General features: G+C 70.2%; 20 protein-coding genes and 1 pseudogene. 13 read left to right on the top strand and 8 right to left on the bottom strand.

What is annotated here, in order from left to right; genetic code table 11:
- The first annotated feature begins 53 nt into the window (after positions 1-53).
- On the top strand, positions 54-479 hold the full coding sequence (locus tag ADL15_RS00090; protein WP_067683587.1) for a DUF350 domain-containing protein: 426 nt from the start codon (positions 54-56) through the stop codon (positions 477-479).
- A 77-nt stretch (positions 480-556) separates the two neighbouring features.
- On the opposite strand, the gene ADL15_RS00085 is transcribed toward ADL15_RS00090, so the two are convergent.
- Positions 557-1,699 carry a low temperature requirement protein A gene (locus ADL15_RS00085; protein ID WP_067683584.1) on the bottom strand — a complete coding sequence of 381 codons (1,143 nt, stop codon included), beginning with the start codon at positions 1,697-1,699 and terminating at the stop codon, positions 557-559.
- Positions 1,700-1,709: 10 nt separating this feature from the next.
- Complete coding sequence (locus ADL15_RS00080; protein ID WP_067683581.1) at positions 1,710-2,051, bottom strand: GatB/YqeY domain-containing protein; 342 nt, start codon at positions 2,049-2,051, stop codon at positions 1,710-1,712.
- A 29-nt stretch (positions 2,052-2,080) separates the two neighbouring features.
- Between ADL15_RS00080 and ADL15_RS00075 the strand changes: the two genes are divergently transcribed.
- Together ADL15_RS00075 and ADL15_RS00070 are read left to right on the top strand one after the other, a co-directional pair.
- Positions 2,081-2,776, top strand: coding sequence for a helix-turn-helix transcriptional regulator (locus tag ADL15_RS00075; RefSeq protein WP_067683578.1), 696 nt, complete (start codon positions 2,081-2,083; stop codon positions 2,774-2,776).
- 42 nt (positions 2,777-2,818) lie between these two features.
- Positions 2,819-3,262, top strand: coding sequence for a GNAT family N-acetyltransferase (locus tag ADL15_RS00070; RefSeq protein ID WP_067683576.1), 444 nt, complete (start codon positions 2,819-2,821; stop codon positions 3,260-3,262).
- A gap of 43 nt (positions 3,263-3,305) precedes the next feature.
- Here the strand turns inward: ADL15_RS00070 and ADL15_RS00065 are convergent, their stop codons facing one another.
- Positions 3,306-3,686: a VOC family protein gene (locus ADL15_RS00065; protein ID WP_067683574.1), complete on the bottom strand. Its 381-nt coding sequence runs from the start codon at positions 3,684-3,686 to the stop codon at positions 3,306-3,308.
- Positions 3,687-3,791: 105 nt separating this feature from the next.
- On the opposite strand from ADL15_RS00065, the gene ADL15_RS00060 reads away from it, so the two are divergent.
- Both ADL15_RS00060 and ADL15_RS00055 read left to right on the top strand, forming a co-directional pair.
- Positions 3,792-4,562 (top strand): type 1 glutamine amidotransferase, encoded by a 771-nt coding sequence (locus ADL15_RS00060; protein WP_067683571.1) that lies wholly within the window; start codon positions 3,792-3,794, stop codon positions 4,560-4,562.
- Between the two features lies 1 nt (position 4,563).
- Positions 4,564-7,554: a bifunctional [glutamine synthetase] adenylyltransferase/[glutamine synthetase]-adenylyl-L-tyrosine phosphorylase gene (locus tag ADL15_RS00055; RefSeq protein WP_067683568.1), complete on the top strand. Its 2,991-nt coding sequence runs from the start codon at positions 4,564-4,566 to the stop codon at positions 7,552-7,554.
- Positions 7,555-7,563: 9 nt separating this feature from the next.
- On the opposite strand, the gene ADL15_RS00050 is transcribed toward ADL15_RS00055, so the two are convergent.
- Positions 7,564-7,992, bottom strand: coding sequence for a MarR family winged helix-turn-helix transcriptional regulator (locus tag ADL15_RS00050; protein WP_067683565.1), 429 nt, complete (start codon positions 7,990-7,992; stop codon positions 7,564-7,566).
- Between the two features lie 84 nt (positions 7,993-8,076).
- Between ADL15_RS00050 and ADL15_RS00045 the strand changes: the two genes are divergently transcribed.
- Entirely contained in the window at positions 8,077-8,295 is a 219-nt protein-coding gene (locus ADL15_RS00045; protein WP_067683561.1) for a hypothetical protein, read from the top strand.
- A gap of 4 nt (positions 8,296-8,299) precedes the next feature.
- Here ADL15_RS00045 and ADL15_RS00040 read toward each other — a convergent pair whose 3' ends face one another.
- Entirely contained in the window at positions 8,300-9,976 is a 1,677-nt protein-coding gene (locus ADL15_RS00040; RefSeq protein WP_067683558.1) for a hypothetical protein, read from the bottom strand.
- A gap of 58 nt (positions 9,977-10,034) precedes the next feature.
- Between ADL15_RS00040 and mptB the strand changes: the two genes are divergently transcribed.
- From mptB to ADL15_RS00015, 5 genes are all read left to right on the top strand, one after another.
- Positions 10,035-11,423 (top strand): polyprenol phosphomannose-dependent alpha 1,6 mannosyltransferase MptB, encoded by a 1,389-nt coding sequence (gene mptB / locus ADL15_RS00035; protein WP_067683555.1) that lies wholly within the window; start codon positions 10,035-10,037, stop codon positions 11,421-11,423.
- Positions 11,350-12,507: a glycosyltransferase 87 family protein gene (locus ADL15_RS00030; protein ID WP_067683552.1), complete on the top strand. Its 1,158-nt coding sequence runs from the start codon at positions 11,350-11,352 to the stop codon at positions 12,505-12,507. Before mptB ends, ADL15_RS00030 begins: the two co-directional genes overlap by 74 nt.
- Before the next feature lie 9 nt (positions 12,508-12,516).
- Positions 12,517-14,643: an esterase-like activity of phytase family protein gene (locus ADL15_RS00025; protein WP_067683549.1), complete on the top strand. Its 2,127-nt coding sequence runs from the start codon at positions 12,517-12,519 to the stop codon at positions 14,641-14,643.
- A gap of 137 nt (positions 14,644-14,780) precedes the next feature.
- Positions 14,781-15,437, top strand: a complete 657-nt coding sequence (locus ADL15_RS53870; RefSeq protein WP_067683546.1) for a YdcF family protein — start codon at positions 14,781-14,783, stop codon at positions 15,435-15,437.
- Between the two features lie 194 nt (positions 15,438-15,631).
- Positions 15,632-16,135 (top strand): hypothetical protein, encoded by a 504-nt coding sequence (locus ADL15_RS00015; RefSeq protein WP_067683543.1) that lies wholly within the window; start codon positions 15,632-15,634, stop codon positions 16,133-16,135.
- 55 nt (positions 16,136-16,190) lie between these two features.
- On the opposite strand, the gene ADL15_RS00010 is transcribed toward ADL15_RS00015, so the two are convergent.
- Positions 16,191-16,928, bottom strand: coding sequence for a hypothetical protein (locus tag ADL15_RS00010; protein WP_067683540.1), 738 nt, complete (start codon positions 16,926-16,928; stop codon positions 16,191-16,193).
- A gap of 673 nt (positions 16,929-17,601) precedes the next feature.
- Here ADL15_RS00010 and ADL15_RS52480 point away from each other — a divergent pair.
- Positions 17,602-17,838, top strand: a complete 237-nt coding sequence (locus tag ADL15_RS52480; protein WP_157441065.1) for a hypothetical protein — start codon at positions 17,602-17,604, stop codon at positions 17,836-17,838.
- A 200-nt stretch (positions 17,839-18,038) separates the two neighbouring features.
- Here the strand turns inward: ADL15_RS52480 and ADL15_RS56955 are convergent, their stop codons facing one another.
- Both ADL15_RS56955 and ADL15_RS50845 read right to left on the bottom strand, forming a co-directional pair.
- Positions 18,039-18,926: a nuclease-related domain-containing protein gene (locus tag ADL15_RS56955; protein WP_083970778.1), complete on the bottom strand. Its 888-nt coding sequence runs from the start codon at positions 18,924-18,926 to the stop codon at positions 18,039-18,041.
- A 726-nt stretch (positions 18,927-19,652) separates the two neighbouring features.
- Positions 19,653-20,432, bottom strand: coding sequence for a GntR family transcriptional regulator (locus ADL15_RS50845; protein ID WP_083970777.1), 780 nt, complete (start codon positions 20,430-20,432; stop codon positions 19,653-19,655).
- A gap of 192 nt (positions 20,433-20,624) precedes the next feature.
- On the opposite strand from ADL15_RS50845, the pseudogene ADL15_RS00005 reads away from it, so the two are divergent.
- Positions 20,625-21,145, top strand: a pseudogene (locus ADL15_RS00005) (hypothetical protein); the annotation flags it as partial.

Genomic DNA, 21,145 nt, shown 5'->3' with positions numbered 1-21,145 from the left:
TTTGTCACAGCGGGGTACGGTCTGGTTCGACGTCACGCGACAAGGGAGAGGCCGTGCTGCAAGATCTGCTGGAGGGCGCCGGGCGAAGCATCGTCTTCGGCCTGGTCGGGATCGGCCTGATGGCTGTCGGTTTCGTCCTGATCGACCTGCTCACACCGGGCAAACTGCGCGACCTGATCTGGGTCGACCGTAATCCGAACGCCGCTCTGCTGCTGGCCGCCAACCAGCTCGGCATCGCCGCCATCGTGTTCACCGCGATCTTCACGAGCTACGACTCGTTCGGCCAGGGTCTGGCCTCCACGGCCCTGTTCGGCCTGGTCGGCATCGTCATCATGGGGCTGGCGTTCCTGGTCCTGGACTGGATGACCCCGGGCAAGCTGGGCGAGGTCATCTGCACCGACGACTATCACGGTGGTGCGCTGGTCAGCGCCGCCTCGCACTTCGGCGCCGCGCTGATCGTCTGCGCCTGCATCGCTTAAAACCCTTTTCGGTACGACACGGTGAGGCCGCCCGCGGGTTCCGGGCGGCCTCACCGTGCCGTGGTGTCGTGCCCGGGTCAGGCGCTGCGGCCGAAGTCGCCGATGGCCTCGGCCGTGCCGACCCGGCGGACCCGGGGGAGGTCCTCGGCGATCGCACCCCCGGCCAGCAGCACGGCGATGGCGGCCAGCTGGGCCAGCGCCAGGACGTGCCCGAGCGGCACGGTCGCGAGGCACAGCGCGGCGACACCCAGCCGGTACGCCGCTCCCGGCAGCCCCACCAGGCGCAGGAAGACGGCGTGGCCGATCAGGTAGATCGCGACACCGCCGCCGAGCGCGAGGGCCTCGCCCCAGTGCAGTTCCTCGAAGGTGTGCCCGAGCGCCTTCTTGATCCCGACCGCGGTCACCACGATGCCGAGCAGCATCGGGATGTGCGCGTACCCCCAGGCGTTCAGGGCCAGCCGGCCGCGCCGGCCCGGATCGTCGACGGCGGCCAGCACGTGCTCGGAGCGCCGGTCACCGCCGGCGAAGTAGGCCCACCACAGGTAGTAGGCGACACAAAGGCCGAGGACCGCGGCAAGGATCGTGCCGCCGTCCAGGTCACCGCCCACGCCGACACCGATCGCGATGATCGACTCACCGATCGCGATGATCATGACGAGGCTGTGCCGTTCGACGAAGTGCCCGGCGGAGAGCGTGTGCATCTCGATCGGGTGCAGATATCCCGCCGAGACCTGGACCAGCGGTGCGGCCAGCCAGCACAGGTGCCGCCACGGCTCGGGCAGCAGCCCGCCGGCCAGCACCAGCAGCGCGGCCAGCAGGTTGAGCGGGCCGAGCGTCCGCATCAGCCGGACCGCCGCCGGGCCGGCCTGCAGGAACAGCACCGAGTGCGCGACGTTGACCACCAGGTACCCGACGCCGAACAGCCAGCCGTACGCGCCGAACGCGTCCGGGATGGCCAGCGCCATCACCAGGAACCCGGCCATCCCGGCCAGCAGCAGGGTGCGCCGGGTGGTGGTGGTCGGTGCGACCGCGTTGGTGAGCCAGGCATATCCCGAATACATCCACCAGACCACGAACAGGATCAGTACGACGTTCAGCAGGCCGCCGGCCGTCAGGTGGTGCGCCAACGTGTCGGCGAGCTGGGTCACCGTGAAGACGAAGACCAGATCGAAGAAGAGTTCCAGCGTGGACACCCGCACCGCGGGCGACTCCTGCGTCATGCCGGAGACCCTAGATGGTTCCCGGTGTCAGATGGGCCCCGAGCGCGTCCGCCTCGGCGCGCAGGCGGGTGGCTTCGGCGTCCCGGCCCAGCCGGTCGTACTCGGCCGCGGCGGTGAGCCGTTCGTCGACCTCGGCGCGGACGATCCGCTCGATCTCGGCGTCGTCCTGCGCCCGGCGCGGCACCTCGGTCACACCCAGCCCGGTGGCGGGCAGGCCGCTGCCGGTGTCCCGGGACGGCACCGCGGCCGCGTTCTCGATCGCGGCCAGCGCCGAGCGCAGCGCGGTCACCGTGACCCGGTCCTTGGCCTTCATCGCCGGCAACAGGGCGGCCTGGAGTCGGTCGCGCAACATTGTCGTACCCCCGCTCTAACGTTCGTGGCGTGAACCGTACCGACCGGCTCTACGCCCTCGTCGAGGAATTACGGGCGGTCGCGCCCCGGCCGCGCAGCGCCCGCTGGCTGGCGGCACGCTTCGAGGTGAGCGTGCGCACGGTGGAGCGGGACATCTCGGCCCTGCAGCAGTCCGGCACCCCGGTCTATGCCGAGCCCGGCCGTGCCGGTGGCTATTGCCTGGACAGAGCGCACACGTTGCCGCCGGTCAACCTCACGCCGGAGGAGGCGGTCGCGATGGCCCTGGCGCTGCGCAAGCTCGACGGGACGCCGTTCCGGCAGGCCGCGGCGAGCGCCCTGCGTAAGCTGGTGGCGGCGATGCGGGCCGACGACGCGGCCGCAGCCGAGGCCCTGGCCGGCCGGATCCACCTGGTCGGTGGCGCGGCGCCGGCCACCCTGCCCCGGCCGGCCGTCGGCGCGCTCGGGGTCGGCCGGGTCCTGCGGATCGGATATGCCGATCGGGCCGGCGTCGTCACCAGCCGCGACATCGAGCCACTGGGTTATGTCGGTGTCCGCGAGCAGTGGTATCTGATCGCCTGGTGCCGGCTGCGCGAGTCGGTGCGGATCTTCCGGGCCGACCGGATCACCACGATCACCCCGACCCGGGAGCTCGCGCCGCCGCGCACGTTCCCCGAGGAAGGCCTGGACATCCCGTCCGGCGTCCGGGAGCGGCTCACGCTCGTCTAGGTGCCGGCCTGCGACCTGGGGCCGGTTTGGCAAGATCGCCGGATGAGTTCCGAATCGATCCGCCTCGAACCGGTCACCGCCGGGAACTGGCGCGACTGCGCCGCCCTCACCGTCCACCCGGAGCAGAAGCCGTTCGTCACCGACGTGACGTACTACCTCTGCATGTGTTCCTACGGCGACACCTGGCAGCCCCTCGCCGCGGTGCGCGGCGAGGAGATCGTCGGTTTCGCCATCTGGGGCGTGGACGACGACGGCAGCCGCTGGATCGGCGGGCTGCTCGTCGACGCGAAACACCAGGGCCAGGGCATCGGCCGCGAGCTGGTCGGCCAGCTGCGCGACCGGCTGATCGCCGAGCCCGGCACGCCGAACGTGGCGCTCAGCTACCTGCCGGACAACGCCGTCGCCCGCAAGCTCTACCAGTCGATGGGCTTCGTCGAGACCGGCGAGATGGAGGACGACGAGATCGTCGCCCGCTGGACCCCGTAGAGCTCAGGGGCGGCCCGGCGGCCCATGGGCGGCCCGGCGGGGCTCAGGGGCGGCCCGGCGGGGTGAAGATCCCGAACAGGTTGCCGGCCGGGTCGGTCAGCCGGGCGAAGACCAGCCCGCTCGGCTCGGTCTGCGGCCCGACGAGCACCTTCCCGCCCCGCGCGGCGGCCTGCTCGCAGGCCGCCGCGACGTCGGCGACCACGATCAGGAAGATCGCCTGCTGCGGCGCCCGGCCGCCGGTGCCGTAGAAGCCGCCCAGCGGCGCGCCGCCGTCCGGTCCGGTGACGATCCGGTACGGTCGCCCGTCCGGCCCGGTCGAGTCGTCGTCGTCCGCGAACGTCCAGCCGAACAGGTCGCCGTAGAACTCCTCGGCCTGCTCCGGCCGGTCGGCGCCCACTTCGATCCAGCCGATCCCGTTGCTCATCTCGTCCTCCTGCGCTCGGAACGTACCTGCGGGAGGAACTCTCGTCGGCCACCACGACAACGTCCTGTCGGTGTTTGCCATCGGGTTAACCGCTAGCCTCGACACGTGAGCACAGCGCTTGTCATCCAGAACGACCCGACCGATGATCTCCGGCGACTCGGGGAGTGGCTGACCGAGGCCGGGCTGGAGCTCGCCGTGCTCCGCCCGTACGCGGGTGACGAACTGCCCGAGACCCTCGACGACTACCAGGCGCTGATCGTGCTCGGCGGCGACCAGAGCGCGTACCCGGACCTGGCCGGCACCCCCGGCGCACCGTGGTTCCCGGCGCTCGAGGGGCTGCTGCGCAAGGCGGTCCGGCACCGCGTGCCGACCCTCGGCGTCTGCCTCGGCGGTCAGCTGCTCGCGGCCGCGCACGGCGGTCTCGTCGAGCGCAGCACGTCCGGCCCGGAGATCGGCCCGGGACTCGTCGGCAAGCGCGACGCGGCCGACACCGACCCGCTGTTCAAACGGGTCCCGCTGCTGCCCGACGTGGTCCAGTGGCACCACGACGAGATCACCGAGCTGCCGCTGAGCGCGACCCTGCTGGCCGCCTCCAGCCGGTTCGCGCACCAGGCGTTCCGGATCGGCGACCGGGCCTGGGGCCTGCAGTTCCACATCGAGTGCGACGCCGAGATGGTGGCCGACTGGACCCGGGACGGCGCCGACGACCTGGCCGAGCTGGGCTACGACGCCGAGGCCGTGGTGCTGGCGGTCGCCGAGATCCTGCCGGACGTCGAGGAGGTCTGGCAGCCGTTCGCGGCCCGGTTCGCGGCGCTGGCCCAGGGCACCCTGCCGGACGCGGACGTGCCGAGGACCCTGCCGCTGCTGGGCCATTGAGATGACCAGGCCGACACGCCTGGCCCGGTACGGCTTCGCCGACAACGGCGCCAAGGCGGCCGACCTGCTCGGCGAGAACGGGCTGCGGCTCTGGGACGCCGGGCACGGCCCGGTCAGCGCCGACGCCGCCGAGCTGATCCACGCGCTGTCCCGGGCCGCCGACCCGAACCTGGCGCTGCGCCAGTTCCACCGGCTCGTCGACTCGGTCTCCCGGGCCGCCGAACGGGCCGGTGGCGCCCGCCCGACCGGGCCGGCCGGTGACATCGTCGCCAACGCGGCCACCGTGGAGCTGACCGAGGAGCTGTTCCGGGACCACGGGCTGCGGCGCCGGCTGGTCGCGGTGCTCGGCGCCTCGTCAACGCTCGGCGATCACCTGGTCGCCAACGAGCAGGAGTGGCGCACGCTGGCCACCACGAAGAGCGGGCTGCCACCCGATCCCGAGGGTCACCTCGAGCTGGACGCGCCGACCGTGCCGGCGCTGCGCCGGGCGTACCGGATCTCGCTCTTGCGGATCGCGGCCGCGGACCTGACCGGCGGCCGCGGCCTGGAGCCGACGATGGCCGCGCTCTCCCTGCTCGCCGACGAGACACTGGCCGCGGCGTACGCGATAGCGGTAGCGGGCCTGCCGGCCGGCACCCCGGAGCCGCGCCTCGCGGTGGTGGCGATGGGCAAGTGCGGCGGCAACGAGCTGAACTACATCTCCGACGTCGACGTGATCTTCGTGGCCGCCGGCGACGAGGATCTGCAGGCCGGGACGACGGTCGCGGTCCGGCTGATGGAGATCTGCGGGCAGGTGGCCTGGCCGGTCGACGCCGCGCTGCGTCCCGAGGGCAGCCGGGGCCCGCTGGTCCGCACCCTGGCCAGCCACCAGGCCTACTACCGCCGCTGGGCGCGCACCTGGGAGTTCCAGGCGCTGCTCAAGGCCCGGCCGGCAGCCGGTGACCAGGCCCTGGCGGACGAGTGGCTGGCCGATCTGGCCCCGCTGGTCTGGCACGCCGCCGAACGCCCCGAGGCGGTCGCCGACGTCCGCGACATGCGCCGCCGGATCATCGAGAACGTGCCGGCCAAGGAGCTCGACCGGGAGATCAAACGCGGGCCGGGCGGGCTGCGCGACATCGAGTTCGCGGTCCAGCTGCTGCAGCTGGTGCACGGCCGGGTGGACGAGACGCTGCGGCTGCCGGGCACGCTGCCCGCGCTGCGCGCCCTGGTCGCCGGCGGCTACGTGGGCCGGCAGGACGGCGAGACGCTGCTGCGCGGCTACCGGTTCCTGCGCGCCGTCGAACACCGGCTGCAACTGCAGAACCTCCGGCGTACGCACACCGTCCCGGACGACCCGGCCGGCGTGCGCTGGCTGGCCGCGGCGCTCGGCTACACCGCGCTGCCCGGCCGGGACGCGGTCGAGGCGTTCCGCTCGGACTGGGTCGGTCACGCCGCCAACGTCCGTCGGCTGCACGTCAAACTGCTCTACCAGCCGCTGCTGGAGGCGGTGGCCCGGGTCCCGGCCGAGGCACTGCGGATGACACCGGCCTCGGCCCGCAAACGGCTGGAGATCCTCGGGTTCGCCGACCCGGTCGCCGCGCTGCGCCACCTGGAGGCGCTGACCGGCGGCGTGACCCGCACCTCGGCGATCCAGCGCACCCTGCTGCCGATGCTGCTGCAGGACTTCGCCGACGCGCCGGAACCGGATCGTGGCCTGCTCAACTACCGGCACGTGTCGGACAAGCTGGGCAGCACGCCGTGGTACCTGCGGCTGCTGCGCGACGGCGGCCCGGTGGCCCGCCGGCTGGCCCGGGTGCTCAGCCTCTCCCGGTACGCCACCGACCTGCTCACCCGTGACCCGGAGGCGCTGCGGCTGCTCGCCGACGACGCCGAACTGCAGCCCCGGCCCCGGGCGAAGCTGCTCGACGGGTTCGTGGCGGCGGCCGTCCGGCACGCCGACGACCCGGTCAAGGCGATCGCCGCGGTTCGTGCGCAGCGCCGCCGTGAGCTGTTCCGGCTGGCCTGCGCCGACATCCTGAGCCACGGCGGCGACCTGGCCCCGGCCCAGCCGATCGACGTGCACGTGCTCGGCGCGGCGCTCTCCGACGTCACCGACGCCACCCTGAACGCCGCGTTGCACATCGCCCGGCAGGTCAAACCCGGCCCGCCCGGGCTGCGCTTCGCGATCATCGGGATGGGCCGGCTCGGCGGGTACGAGATGAGCTACCCCTCCGACGCCGACGTGCTCTTCGTCTACGCGGGCCCGGACGAGCAGTCCGGACCGGCCGCGCACGCGATCGCCGAGGAGCTGCGCCGGCTGCTCAACGCGCCGGCGCCGGACCCGGCGCTGGGCATCGACGCCGACCTGCGCCCGGAGGGCCGGCAAGGCCCGCTGGTCCGCAGCCTGCAGGCCTACCAGCAGTACTACGACCGGTGGTCGAAGGTCTGGGAGGCGCAGGCGCTGCTGCGGGCCCGGTACGTCTGCGGCGACGAGTCGCTGGGCCGCGAGTTCGAGAAGCTGGCCGACACGAAGCGGTACCCGACCGGCGGGCTGAGCCGTGAGCAGGTGATCGAGATCCGCCGGATCAAGGCCCGGGTGGAGACCGAGCGGATGCCCCGCGGCGCCGACCCGAACACGCACACCAAGCTGGGCCGCGGCGGCCTGGCCGACGTCGAGTGGGCGGTCCAGCTGCAGCAGCTGCGGTACGCGCACGAGCACCCCGAACTGCGGATGACCAGCACGCTGGAGGCCCTGGCCGCCCAGCGGGAGGCCGGCCTGGTCGACCCGGCGGACGCGGAGGAGATGACGGCCGGCTGGACCCTGGCCGCGCAGGTCCGCAACGCGCTGACCCTGGTCCGCGGCCGGCCCACCGATCAGCTGCCGCAGCACGGGGTGGAGCTGGCCGGCACGGTGCTGCTGCTCGGCGGGGGCGACCCGGGCGAGTTCGTGGACCGCTACCTGCGGATCACCCGCCGGTCGCGGGCCGCCATGCAGCGGGTGATGGAGGCTTGACCAGCCCGCTCAGGAAGCCGCCGCGATCACCTGGGTGAGCGACGCGTGCAGCCGCTGCAGGTCCTCGATCGGCATGCCGAGCTTGGCCACCACGGCCGGCGGGATCTTCAGCGCCTCGGCCCGCAGCGCCTGACCACTCTCGGTCAGCGTGATCGCCAGGCTGCGCTCGTCGGCCGGGTCCCGCTCGCGGCGCAGGTAGCCGATCGCCTCCAGCCGCTTGAGCAGTGGCGACAGCGTGCCCGGGTCGAGCTGGAGCAGCTCGCTGAGCCGCCGCACGGAGAGCGGTGAGTCACCCCACAGGGCGAGCATCACCAGGTACTGCGGATGGGTCAGGCCCATCGGCTCGAGCAGCGGGCGGTAGATCGCCACCACGCTGCGGGCCGCCACCGACAGGGCGAAACAGACCTGCCGTTCCAGTGCCAGCGGATCGTCAGTCACTTGCGGTTCTCCTCAGGTCACGAGCTACTCTACCAATAGTTGGTGTACAAACCATTGGCCTACAAACTGTCTGGGGAGAGCGTCGTGGCGAACTTTCAGGATCGATTCGCGCGCTGGTTCCACGAGACCTTCGACGACATGTGGTTCCGCTCGGTGATCGGGCCGGCCCAGGTCAAGGGGGCTGTTCAGGGCTGCGACGAGGGCGCCCGCGAGCAGTGGAAGCGCGACCTGGAGAACCGCAAGCGGATCACCCGCGAGCAGCGTGAGCTCAAGCGTGCCGCCCGCGAGGCCAGCCGCAGCTGAGCGCTCAGCTGGACAGTGTGTAGCGGCCCGGCCGTGCGGCCCGGACGATCGTCCAGTCGCCGTCCCGGATGACCTCGGCGCCGCCGGAAACGGTCAGCCAGCGGTACCAGCGGACCCGTAGCCGGACGTCGCCGGCGGCCGGGACGTCCAGGGTGATCGCGGCGGCGGTGTGCCGGACCAACGTCGCCGGGGCGGCCACGATCGGCTGGGCTTCGGCGACGGCGTACAGGCGCCAGTGCGCGTCGGTCCAGACCAATCTGAGGTACGGCAGGCCGGCCGTCACCAGCGCCGCCTCGGTCCGGCCCGGCCAGGACAGCCGGGCGTCCGGCACCGCGACGAACTGGACCGCCTGCTCGGCCAGCCAGGCCCGGTAGCTCTCCGCGGTGAGCGCCACGCCGGTGCCGGACGCGCCCGGGACCGTGGTGAAGAAGAGCGGATTGCGGTCGATGTCGGCCTGGCGCAGCCAGCCCCGGGCCAGCGGCACGTCGCCGAGCCGAGCCGCCTCCCAGTAGTCCCTGGTCGGCGGGATCTCCACCCGCCCGGTCAGGGTCTGCTGGGCGAGCCGGTCGGTCAGCGGCCGGAAGTAGCCCGGCGAAGCGGTCGGGTTTCCGATGTCGCGCAGGTCGTCGGCGAACACCGGCGGCTGCCACCAGGCCACCACCGCGACAACGACCGCCACCCCCGCCGCCCGTGGCAGGCGCGCGACACGGGGGAGGGCCGCGTAGCCGGCCAGCAGCGGCAGCGCGAACATCACCGCCAGCCGGGTCGCGTTCAACCCCACCGGCGTGTGGATCAGTGCGGCCGCCAGCACCCCGGCCGACGACAGCACCGCGCCGATCCGCACCGCCCGCACCGGCACCAGCGCGGCCACCACCAGCCCGGTCACCACCGCGTGCAGGGTGTCGGTCCGGCTGATGTTCATCCACCCGCCGTCCCCGAAGAGCAGCACGCTCAGCCCCATCGGCACCGCCGCCGGCACCGCGATCAGCAGCCCCCGCCCCAGCTGGCTGTCAGGGGTGCCTGCGACCCCGGGAAGCACCCCTGACAGCCAGCCGGGGGCCCGCAGCCGGCGCGCGGTCCCGGTTGCCGGCTGGTTCTCAGGGGTGCCTCGGGCGCCTCGAGGCACCCCTGAGGACCAGCCGTTGCTGAGCAGCAGGGCGGTGCCGGTCAGGCCCAGGAACAGGCCGACGACCGGGCTGGTGGCGGCGGCGAGGGCGGCGAGGAGGGCGGCGGCGACCGCCGCGGAGCGGCGCGGCCGGAAGGTCAGGGCGAGTAGCGCGGCCAGACCGACACAGATCCCGAGACCGTACGTGACCCGCCCGCTGACCAGGTTCCCGGCGAGCCCGACCACCCCGAGCAGCGCGGCGGCCCACGGCCTCAGTGCTCCGGTACGCCGGAACAGCACGGCCAGCAGCACCGACCCGGCCACCAGCGCGACCACCCCGGTGACCCGTACGCCGAGCAGCGCCATCACCGGCTGTGACACCAGGCTGTAGCCGAGCTGGTCGACACCCGCGTACCAGCGCAGGTCGATCGGCGTCCACCCGTGCGCGGCGAAGAACCCGGCCCGCCCGGCCTGCGCGGCCAGGTCGGAGCCCATCGCCGGGGCGGCCAGGTAGGCCCCGCCGAGGGCCGTCGACACCAGCGCGACGAACCACTCCAGCCGGTGCCGAGACCACATCCCGCCGACAGTACCGGGTGCCCCGTACGTTGCAGCACGTCACGGTAGGGTCGTCGCCATGCCCCGTCCGTTCCTCGTCCGCTACACGGGGCTTGTCGGAAGCACCCTGCTGGCCGGCGCCGCCTACCTCGGTGGCGCGCACCAGCCGTGGGAACCGACGATCACCCCGCGGACGATCTTCGCCGGGCAGAACGGCGTGCTGCTGCCGGTGCTCTGGCTGACCGGCATCGTGCTGCTGATCGGCGCCTGGCTGGCGGGCCGCCCGCCGACCGCCCGGTGGGCGTATGTCACCGCCGGGCTGTGGGCGCTGCCGCTGCTGCCGTTTCTGCCGCTGGGCAGCTACGACGCCTATTCGTACGCCTGCCAGGGGTGGCAGCAGGCGGCCGGGCTCAATCCGTACGCCGGTGGGGTTGATCTTCTGGGGTGTCCCTGGGCCGATGCCGTCGCGCCCACCTGGCGTGCCGCCCCCGCCCCGTACGGTCCGGTTTTCCTGGTCCTCGCCGCCCTGGCGGCGACCGTGGGCGGATCGCTCACCGGGACCATCGCCCTCCTGCGGTTGATCGCGGTGGCCGGCGTGGTGGCGATCGGCGCCTGCCTGCCGGTGCTGGCCCGCCGGGCCGGTGTGCCGCCGGCGCGCGCGGTCTGGCTCGTGCTGGCCTGCCCGCTGGTCCTGATCCACCTGGTGTCCGGCACGCACAATGACGCCGTGATGATGGCGCTGCTGGTCGGCGGCCTGGCGGTGGCGACGACCGGCCGGGCCTGGCCGGCCGGGATCCTGTTCGGGCTCGCGGTGGGTGTGAAGGCCACCGCGATCGTCGCGCTGCCGTTCGCCGTCTTCCTGATCCCGCGCTCGAAATGGCGGGCTGCCGCGGAGCTCACCGGGGGAGCGGTGGGCGCGCTGGCCGTCGTCTCGGTCGCGTCCGGCCTGGGCCTGGGCTGGATCACCGGGCTGACCGGCAGCGGCGTCTCGGTGCAGTGGACCGCGCCGCCGACCGCGATCGGGATGACCCTCGAGCTGGCCGGGGTGCCGCACGCCGTTGCGGTGACCCGGGTGCTCGGCATGATCGCCCTGGCCGGGGTGCTGCTCTGGCTGTTCCGGCGGGCCTGGCGCGGCGGCGACGCGCTGCTGCACGCCGGGCTGGCGCTGGCCGCGACGGTGCTTCTCGCCCCGGTCTTCCACCCCTGGTATGCGATCTGGCCCCTCGCCGTGCTGGCCGCGACCCTGCGCCCGCCGGCGAAAGCGCTGGCCGTCCCGTGCGCGGTCGCCGCCGCCCTCTGCCTTCCCGACGGATACAACCTGGCCCTCGCCACGAAGGCGCAGGGCGCCGTGGGCATGACCGTGCTCGCCGGTTTCCTAGTGTGGAAAGTGCTGCATGAAGCGAATCCTGACCCTGGTCGCCGCGGCGCTGGCGACGGTGGGGCTGGTCCTCACCTCCGAGCTCCGTAACAAGTTCTTCGACTCGAAGGTCTACTACGGAGCGGTGCAGTACTGGTTCCGCGACGGCGGCATGGTCTACGACTGGCTGCGGGTCGACACCCCGTACGGGTTCACCTATCCGCCGTTCGCCGGCCTGGTCATGTCGCCGATGTCGGTGCTGCCGTTCTGGCTGGTGGTGGTGCTCGCCTCGATCGGTCTGGTGCTCACCGTCGGGCTGCTGATCTGGTGGCTGGCCGAGCCGCTGCTGCGCCGCCCCGGCAAGCCGCTGTGGTTCACCTTCGGGATCGCGTTCTGCGTGGCGATGAGCTTCGAACCGGTCCGCGAGACGTTCAGCTTCGGCCAGGTGAACACGCTGCTGCTCACCGTGGTCGCGGCGGACATGCTGTTCGGCGTGGCCCGCGGCAAGTGGTGGGCCGGCGCCGGGATCGGGCTGGCCACCGCGATCAAGCTGACCCCGGGCGTGTTCATCCTCTACCTGCTGGTCACCCGGCGCTGGAAGGAGGCGGGCACCGCGATCGGTGCGGCCACCGGGGCGACCGTGCTGGCCGGGGCGCTCTTCCCGGACCAGTCCCGGGAGTTCTGGACGTCGGCACTGTGGGACACCAACCGGGTCGGGTCGCTCTGGTTCCTGTCCAACCAGTCCGAGCGGGGCATGATCGCCCGGCTGCCGTTCGACGTGCTCGAGTCGAAGATCTGGCTGGTCTGTGTGCTGGCGACGCTCGCCTACTGGGGGTGGCGGGTGTGGCGTACGCCGGACGACATCGTCGGCGGGCTGGCGCTGACCGGGGTGCTGGGCTGCCTGATCAGCCCGGTCACCTGGATCCACCACTGTGTCTGGCTGATCCCGGCGCTGATCCGGTGCTTCGGGACGCTGTGGACCGCGGCGGACCGGCGGCCGGCGTACCTGGCGATCGCCGCCTACCTGCTGATGACCTCGCACCTGACCTGGATCTGGGAGAACCGTCCCCGGCCGCCGCTGGAGCTGCTGGGCGGCAACATTTATGTCTGGTTCAGCCTGGCTCTGCTGATCTGGACACCTGTCGGCACCCCGAGTTCGGTTCCCGTCCATGAAAAGGAAAGAGTCTTAACGTAATCAGGGCGCATGCCTCTACGCCGTACCACCTCGGCGGTTGTCTCCGTCCTGGCTCTTGCCGCGGCCGGCAGTGTGCCCGCCGCGGCGGCCGCGCACGGCCGCTCCACCTCGTTCCACCGGCTCTCCACGTTCCCGGTCTATCTGAACTCGTCGATCGGTGACACCGCGGCGGCCGAGATCTCCACGGTCACCGAGGACGGCCGCACCGTCGTCTACACCGACAGCCCGGGTGAGCGGATCGGCTTCGTCGACATCACGAACCCGTCCCGGCCGCAGCCGCTGGGCACCCTCGCGATGGGTGGCGAGCCGACGTCGGTGGCGCACCTGGGCCGGCTGCTGCTGGCCGGGGTGAACACCAGCGCGTCGTTCACCGACCCGTCCGGCAAGCTGGTCGTGGTCGACGCGAAGACCCGCGCCGTGGTCCGCGAGCTGGACCTGGGCGGTCAGCCGGACTCGGTCGCCGTCGCGCCGAGCGGCCGGTACGTCGCGGTCGCCATCGAGAACGAGCGGGACGAGGACGTCGACGACGGCGCCATCCCGCAGGCGCCGGCCGGCTACCTCGCCGTGATCGACACCCGGACCTGGCAGGTCAGCAAGGTCGACCTCACCGGCCTGTCCGCGGTCGCGCCGACCGACCCGGAGCCGGAGTACGTCAGCGTCAACTCCCGCGACGAGGCCGTGGTCTCGCTGCAGGAGAACAACCACCTCGCGGTGGTGTCACTGCGCAGCGGCAAGGTCGTGAAGCACTTCAGCGCCGGCACGGTCACCGTCGACGGCGTCGACACCCTGGACGACGACAAGATCGAGCTCACCGGCTCGATCACCGCGAAGCGCGAGCCGGACGGCGTCACCTGGCTCACCGACGACCTGTTCGCCACCGCCAACGAGGGTGACTACGAGGGCGGCTCGCGCGGCTGGTCGATCTTCTCGGTCCGGGCCGGCCGGGCCGTCTGGGACGCCGGCAACACCCTCGAGTACATCGCCGTCGAGCACGGGCAGTATCCGGACAAGCGCTCGGACGCCAAGGGCATCGAGCCGGAGAACGTGACGTTCGCGACGATGGGCGGGGTGCCGTACGTCTTCGTCAACGCCGAGCGGGGCAACTTCACCGCCGTCTACGACGTGTCGAACCCGGTCAAGCCGCGCTTCACGCAGCTCCTGCCGACCACGAACGCCCCCGAGGGTGTCGTCGCGGTCCCGTCCCGGAACCTGCTCGTGGTCTCCTCCGAGGAGGAGGACCCGTCGATCGGCATCCGCGGCACGGTCCAGGTGTACGGGTTCGGTGTTCCGGCGAACCCGCAGCTCCACTCGGTGCGGGACATCCCGTTCGGGACGCTCTCCGCGCTCTCCGCGGTGCCCTTTTCTCCTCAGCGCTTGGTGGCAGTGACCGATTCGGCCTACTCGCCGACCCGGATCCTCGGCCTGAGCACCAGGGGAAAGATCGACTCTCAGCTGACCGTCACCAAGGACGGCGCCCCGGTCGGCTACGACGCCGAGGGCCTGGTCGCCCGCAAGGGCGACGGCTACTGGCTGGCCGTCGAGGGCACCGGTGCCGGCAAGAACCCGAACCTGCTGGTCCGGCTGAACGCCGCCGGCCAGGTCCGGGAGGAGATCCCGCTCTCCGCCGACGTCGCGGCCGCGGTGACCAGTAACGGTCTCGAGGGCGTCGCCGAGACCGGCACGTCGGTCTGGGTCGCGGTCCAGCGCACGATCAAGGGCGACCCGGCGAACACCGCCCGGATCGGCCGCTACGACACGGTCACCAAGACCTGGTCGTGGCTGCTCTACCCGCTGGACACCGCGCCGGTCGGCTGGACCGGGCTGTCCGAGCTGGTCGCGATCGACAAGAACACGTTCGCGGTGATCGAGCGGGACAACCAGCGCGGCACCCTGGCGTCGATCAAGAAGATCTACCGGTTCGACGTCCCGGCCACCTGGACCGGCACCCCGACGGTCACCAAGAAGCTGGTCAAGGACGCGCTGCCGGCACTCGGAGCGGACAACGGCTGGGTGCAGGACAAGCTCGAGGGCCTGGCCGTCGCCGGCAACGGGCGCACCTACGCGGTGACCGACAACGACGCGATCGACGACGCCACCGGCGAGACCGTCTTCCTGGACCTCGGCCGCCTGCTCTGACCGCCAGACCGCGCCTGCTCCGGACCGCAGCGCGCGTCCCGGCCGTCGGCTGGCTCTCAGGGGTGCCTCAGGGGTGTGGAGGCACCCCTGAGCACCAGCCAGGGTCCTGCCGCGATCTTGGTGGCAGACTGGGTGGAGTGGGATTCGAGGTGCTGCCCGGTACGCCCGGCCTGACCCTGGATCAGGTCGCGCACATCCTGGTCCCGGGCCGCGGCCGGGCCGCCGACGGGCTCGGGCTCACCCCGCTGGGCGCGGCCCGCGTCACGGTCGCCGCCGAGCTGCACCGTTCCGGGCTCGGTGGCGTGATCGTCTGTTCCGGCTACAAGTCGCCGATCGACGGCAAGGGCACGCCGTGGACCGCGCCGGATGCTCCGGGGGAGACGTTCCAGGGCATGCCCGAGGCCGACGCGATGCGAGACTCGCTGCTCGCTTCCGGGTTCAACCCCGATGTGGTACGCGTGGAGCGCCGGTCCGTCGACACCGTGACGAACCTGCTCCGCTGCGAGAACGAGGGGCACTTCGGTGACGACCGCCCGGTCGCGATCGTCTCCCAGCGGGCGCACCTCCGGCGCATCCTCGCCGTGATCGCCCCGCGGGCGCTGCGTCGTCCGTACCTCGGCGTGGTCGCGCCCGAGCCGCTCCCGCTGCCGGAGAGCCGGCTCGCCGCCCTGATCAGCCGCATGATCGTCACCGGCCTGCCACGTGACCCGGCTCGGGCGATCGCCAGCGCGCACCGCCGCAGTGAGCTGCTCTGGTCGTCGGCCCGGCTGCTGGGCAAGCGCACGTATCACTGAAACACGACGGGTTGGCCTGGCCGGTCGGTCAGCGGCGGAACATCGATCGGCGGGGCAGCCCCTCGGGCATCCAGTCATTTACGTCGAAATGCCGCTCCTGGATGGGTGAAACCCGGTTCCGGGGTGATGCGCAGACGGCCCGGGAGCCGAAGAATCGACGTACCGGATAAACAGTGAAACAAGGACGTGAACCAGTGAAAAAGCTTCAAAATGGTGCAGCGCGCTTCCTGGCCGCCGCGGTCGCCTCCGTTGCGGCGTCCGGCCTGCTGGCCGCCGCCGGCGCTGCCCCGGCAGTCGCCGCCGCGGCGAGCTGCTGGCGTGCCTCCGAGCAGCACACCGTGAAGAAGCTGACCGTCAAGGTCCTCGACAGTGGATTCACCTACCGCTGGTGCGCGCAGGGCGGCAAGGTCACCGGTTTCGTGATCGAGAACTGGCACAGCGTGGTCCGCAACTCGGCCTGGGCCTCCGACGCCCGCGGCGACATCCAGCCCACGATGCGTCTCGGCCAGGACCGCCTGCACATCTACGCCGACTTCAGTGCCAAGTCCACCGTGGCCGGAAAGATCACCGTCGCCCGCAAGTTCGCCGGCGCGAAGGCCAAGGCCAACGTGAGCTGGACCCCGGGCCGCTTCGGCGACCACTACGAAATCAACCTCTGGCCCAACGGCACCCTGACCGGCGATTCCTGGAAGAGCTGACCGGACCCGAGACGGCGGTCCGGTCCGGGCCGCCGTCCATCGCGCCGGGGCCCGGCTAGCTCGGCGGTGCGAAGTAGGCCTTGAGGCTGTCGCAGCCCTTCCGGGCGTCCCCCTGGGCCGGCAGGGTTGCCGCCGCGCCGCCCTCGATCGTCGTGGTGCCGAGCGGAGTGACCTTCCGGGCCTGCTGCGGCTGGCCGTCGGGTGGCTGGTTCCAGGAGATGCAGACCACGCCGGCCGAGACCGTGCCGCTGTTCGGGTTGGTCAGGACGACCGCGTCGAACGGCTCGTACTTCTCCCGGGGCTGCCCCTGGTCGTCGATCGGCTGGGGCTCCACCGGGTCGGGTGCCTCCGGGAAGTCCACGGTGGTCAGGTCGCCGACGGTCACCCGGACATCGGTTACCTTCGCGGTGTCGGCGCCGGCGAAGGAGAGCACGTCGTACGACGTCTCCCGGGCGGCCAGCACCAGTCCGGCCCGGTCCGCCCCGTACGCCGTGGTGACGGTGACCCCGGGCAGCGCCACTCCGGCCTCGTCCACCGCCGTGATCTTCAGCGTCGGTACGAGAGCCGACCGCCCGGCGTTGGTGATCTCCAGCATCTGGTCCATGTACCCGGACGGCCCGATGCGGTGGAACGCGAACGACAGCTGATCCGCCCGCGCGGTGTCGCTCCCGCCGGAGGAGCAGCCGGCGGCGGCGGTCAGGGTCAGCAGGAGCGCGGCAGCCCCGCGGGCGCCGCGCCGGAGCCGGCGCGACGAGGCCGGGCCGAACGAGGCCGGGTCGACAGTGGAGATCACGCGCGGAGTATGCCAGTCCAGACCGCACATGATCTTGCATATATCGAGGCGGCGGCCACGCTCAGCCGAAGCCGAGCATGACCGCCGCCTCAACAAGCGACGCCCAGGGTCAGACGTTGTAGTACATCTCGAACCAATCATGGGGGAGAGGTGACCTGGGCGAACGTGCTCGATCGGGGTCGTGACCTGCCCCGATGGCTGTCATTGACTCTCATCGTTTTGTGGTGCTTTTGGGGCTGGGTTGTGCCCTGGTTGTGCCTGATGATCTTTCGTATTGTCCGGGCCACGATCAATGCAAGCCGGGTGACCCGCCTGCCGTGGGTGGCATCCCGTCGCGCAGGCACCGCCCTGCCGGGCCGCGTCTGCCCGGTCCAGGTGGAGCGCCCCGCCGGACGAACGACCTGGACCGGGCAGACGCGGTCTGGTCGCCTTCGGTGCGCGGTGGTTTGCCGGCCGGGCCGGACATCCCGGAGCCGCCCGGGTCCAGGGCGGGCAGCCCTGGCCGCCGGAGGCGTTTCCCGGGTGCAGGGCCGGGAGGTCCTGCCCGCCGGAGGCGTGGTTTCGCTAGGTTTGTGGGTTGCTCGAATGTCAGTGAACTGAGCGCAAGACCGCCAGCGACTCGCTTGACTGAAGCTGAGTGCGGCACGCGGCCGTGCTCCGTCGGGAGGTAGAGATGGGCAAAAAAGAGCCGCACGCGGAGATACCGCAAATACCGCCCCATGCCGGGCCGGTAATCCAGCAGTTGGAAACACTCAGGATTGCGGTTGGCAACGAATCTGAGTTCGATGATCTATACCAGATGATTGGTGAGCTAGAAGCGCGTATTCACGAGTTGTCCGCAGCGCGCAAGCGCGATCTCCTAGCCGACCTCGCCGATCTTCCTCCGCGTACGTCTCGCTCCACCTCGTAGGTTTACAGCTGCTGAAGCCCTCGACCAGTCTCAGAGCCGGACCGATCGGGGGTTTCGGCGTGTCCATCTCTCGCCGCTCGAAGCAGCGCCGGCTCGCGCCGGGAGCGAAGCGGCAAGGCGCGAACGGCCGGACGCGATGCCGTGCGCGGGCCGGAGGCCCGCCTTGAAGATGTATAGAAAGTTCTCACGGGGGCCGCTGGCTACTGCTGCCACGTAGTCGAGCGTCGGGCGACCTCGAAGATCTGTTGTACCTCGTCGCCCGAGAAGTGTTCTGGCAGCGCCAGTAGCCACTCTGCCAACCTTTTGGCGGGAAGGACAGTGACGCCTCGGGGCTGGCCTCGGGTGACGACCGGAGCGGCAACCACGGAAATTACGGGTATGACTGGAACCGGCCGCGAGGCGGCCGCAGTCAGTAGGTGCTGAGCCCGGTGGGCTTCATCTTGGGCAACCTCGGCGTACCTGGTGCGATGCGACCCAACCATGATCGCTGTTCGAGTCGCTGTGACGAGTCCTTCGTGGCGTTTGCTGTTGATAGCAAAAACGCCTGGGGTTCCAATTAAGAGATGGTCGATGTCTCGTCCTCGATCGCCAAGCGGGACGCTGTGAAGTATGTGCCACGTGGCTGCGGTGCGTAGGCCAAAGGATCCTGGGTTGGTGAGGCCGCGCAGCCGACGCGCAGTCTCCACCTCTCCTTTCGCACCCACTCGCCAGGCACGTTCCGGGTTCCGCCGGCTGAATAGTCGATCGATGAGGCTCTGCACGGGCTGTGCCTGCCGGTAGGCCGCAGCTACCTCAGCTGGCGACTGGCCGGGCTGGTTGGCCGCCAGATCAGTCCATGGTTGTGCCAGCGAGTCCTGGCCCGGCGAGTCCTCGTCCTTGTGCTGCCGCTGGGGCGTTGGCGGACTGTCGGCCGGGGCTTCCTGCACCCAGGGTCGAACCGCTGCGTGGAACTCGTCTTCCCTACCTGGAGGCACCTCGTGAACTTCGCCGGTCTTGAGGTCGAGAAACCCGAGACGGGTGCCGTCGTCTGCTGTTACGTACACCCGGTCATGTCCGTACCGACGCCAGGGCTGCGCGGTTGCAGGCATCCGTCAACTCCTACCGTGTGGCCAGAACATCACGGTAGTCGATATGCAGAGGCCATGCTATCTAGCTGTCACCGTTCAGATACTCCGGGTTAAGTGGTGCATAGGACGTGGCGACCCGTGTCCTGAGCGCTCAGTCATCATTGAGCCCGCGCGGTAGAAATGGCCTTCGCTGTAGCGCTGCCATTCCACATCAGTCAACTGTAGTCAGTTCGGGACCGAGTCCGAGGGTAACACCAGCGCGACGCTCGAACAGTACTCCTGATGGGACGTCGGGGGTGAGAACGGTTCGAACGAGGTGGAAATCGTGGTCCAAGTAATATTTGTGGAGCTGTGGATTGTTTGTCCACGCGTCGAGCCTGAGCCAGCACGCGCCTGCCTCTGCCGCTCTAATGCTGGCCCAGTCCAAAATCTTTGATCCAAGGTGCGGTATGTGGACTACTCGACTAACTACCAGGCGATGCAAGTAATGCGCAGCCTGAGGCTGATCATCCGGCAGCCACAGCTTAGGATCCGCGAAGCTATCCACCGTGACGGTGGCGACAGCACGGCAGCTTGGTTCCGCTACTAACCAACACGTTCGTGCAGCAATTGCCGATTCAATCCCTGGGATTTTGATCGGGTACTGCCACTGGTCTTGACCCTGCCTCTGTAGCCAGGCTGCCGCCTGAGTCCACAAGGCCGCTACCTGGTCTACCTCGTCCGGCTTGGCTCTCCGGATAGTCAGAGTCACGCCTGATCGCCGCGAGGTGCGGGAACCGGGCGTCCGTCATCATCAATCGGATGGATCCGCTCGTACATGATTACATGACGATCACCAGGCAGGATGAATATATCGCACCTTACGGGTTCTTCCCGAGCGGTAAAGCCTGTCACGACATGCATTGCAACCGGTGTTCCTGGGTCAAGCCCGAGGCGGTTTATTTCTTCGGGTGTCGGCATCCGTACGAAAAATTCATCAATTGCATACCGTTCCCGATAGCCTCGTTCTGCCAGAACGTAGTTACTGCCACCTGGAATATCTGCTGGATCCATAATCTCTGTATCGCGTACCAGGTCATATGGATAGTAGGTGTCGTTGATGTGGAAAGGTTCTCCGTCAAGCGATATTACGCGTTTTCGTACAGCTACTCGCGCTTCTAGGGGAATTCCCAGCCGCTCTGCGACCAGGCTGTCGGCCCGGACGACGACTACCTCAATATCCATTGATGGATTTCGGCCATGACGCGAAAAGGCGGCGGTAAACCGGTCCATCGTTGGACTTGTGGTCGCTTCCCAGCCGTCTTGAGGCCGGTAGACCATTTGCTTTCGGTCGCGGACGGTGGCACCTCGGCCCTGCTGGCTCACGACCAAGCCCTCATTGATGAGCTGGGCGACGGCTTGGCGGGTTGTCATCCGTGCAACGCCGTACTGCCGCGATAGCTCTTCCTGAGTCGGCAGCTGCGAGCCAGGGGGGTACAAACCCGCTTGAATTTTCTCCCGAAGATCGCCAGCGATCTTGCGGTACATCGGTAGGCCCGCGCTCACTGTCTTGTTCTACAGCGCCCGTCAAGATTTGTCTAGCCAACCACGCGGTTACCCCTTGACTTCACTCGGCTACGGATGCATCGTTTATTTGGCTATACAAGCTAGACGTGATGGTCAAATTGGAGGTGGCGACTCGTGGCTAGAGGACTGTTCAATGCGGCTCCGGTTGGGGCGGTGACGCTGGTAGAGACGCCGGTGTCGCAGTGGTACGTGAAGCGGGCGCGTCTGGCGTTCCTGTGCGTCAGCCTGGGTCTATGGGCCGCGTCGACTGCGGTGCTGTCGGCTTTCCGCCCGCTGCTGTTGGCGATGCTGCTGGGTCTGGTTGCGGGTTTCGTGGTCGGCCTGGTGGTGGCGCTGCTGGTTCGTGCGTGGCCGGTGCTGCGGGTGTTGTGGTGGTGGTCGCTGGAGATCACGGTCGCGGTGTTTGTGGTGGCGGTCCTGTCGGTGCTGCTGCGGGTGATGCCGTGGTGGCTCGCGTTGAGCGTGATGGTGCTGCTGGTTCTCGGCTTGGTGGTGGTCGGTCCGACGCGTCGGTTTGTGTGGGCGTGGTCGTGGTGTGTGGTGGATCGTCACCGGCTGCGGCTGTGCTTCGCCGCGATCGTGCGGGCTTCGGCCGGCGGTTCTTCGTCGCGGCCGTTGCAGCTTCCGCTGATGTTGTGGGCGCGTCCGACTCCTGCTGGTGAGCGGGTGTGGAT

This window comes from Actinoplanes awajinensis subsp. mycoplanecinus (assembly GCF_001509495.1).
Lineage (GTDB): Bacteria > Actinomycetota > Actinomycetes > Mycobacteriales > Micromonosporaceae > Actinoplanes > Actinoplanes palleronii.
This window is presented reverse-complemented; position numbering and strand designations above follow the sequence as displayed.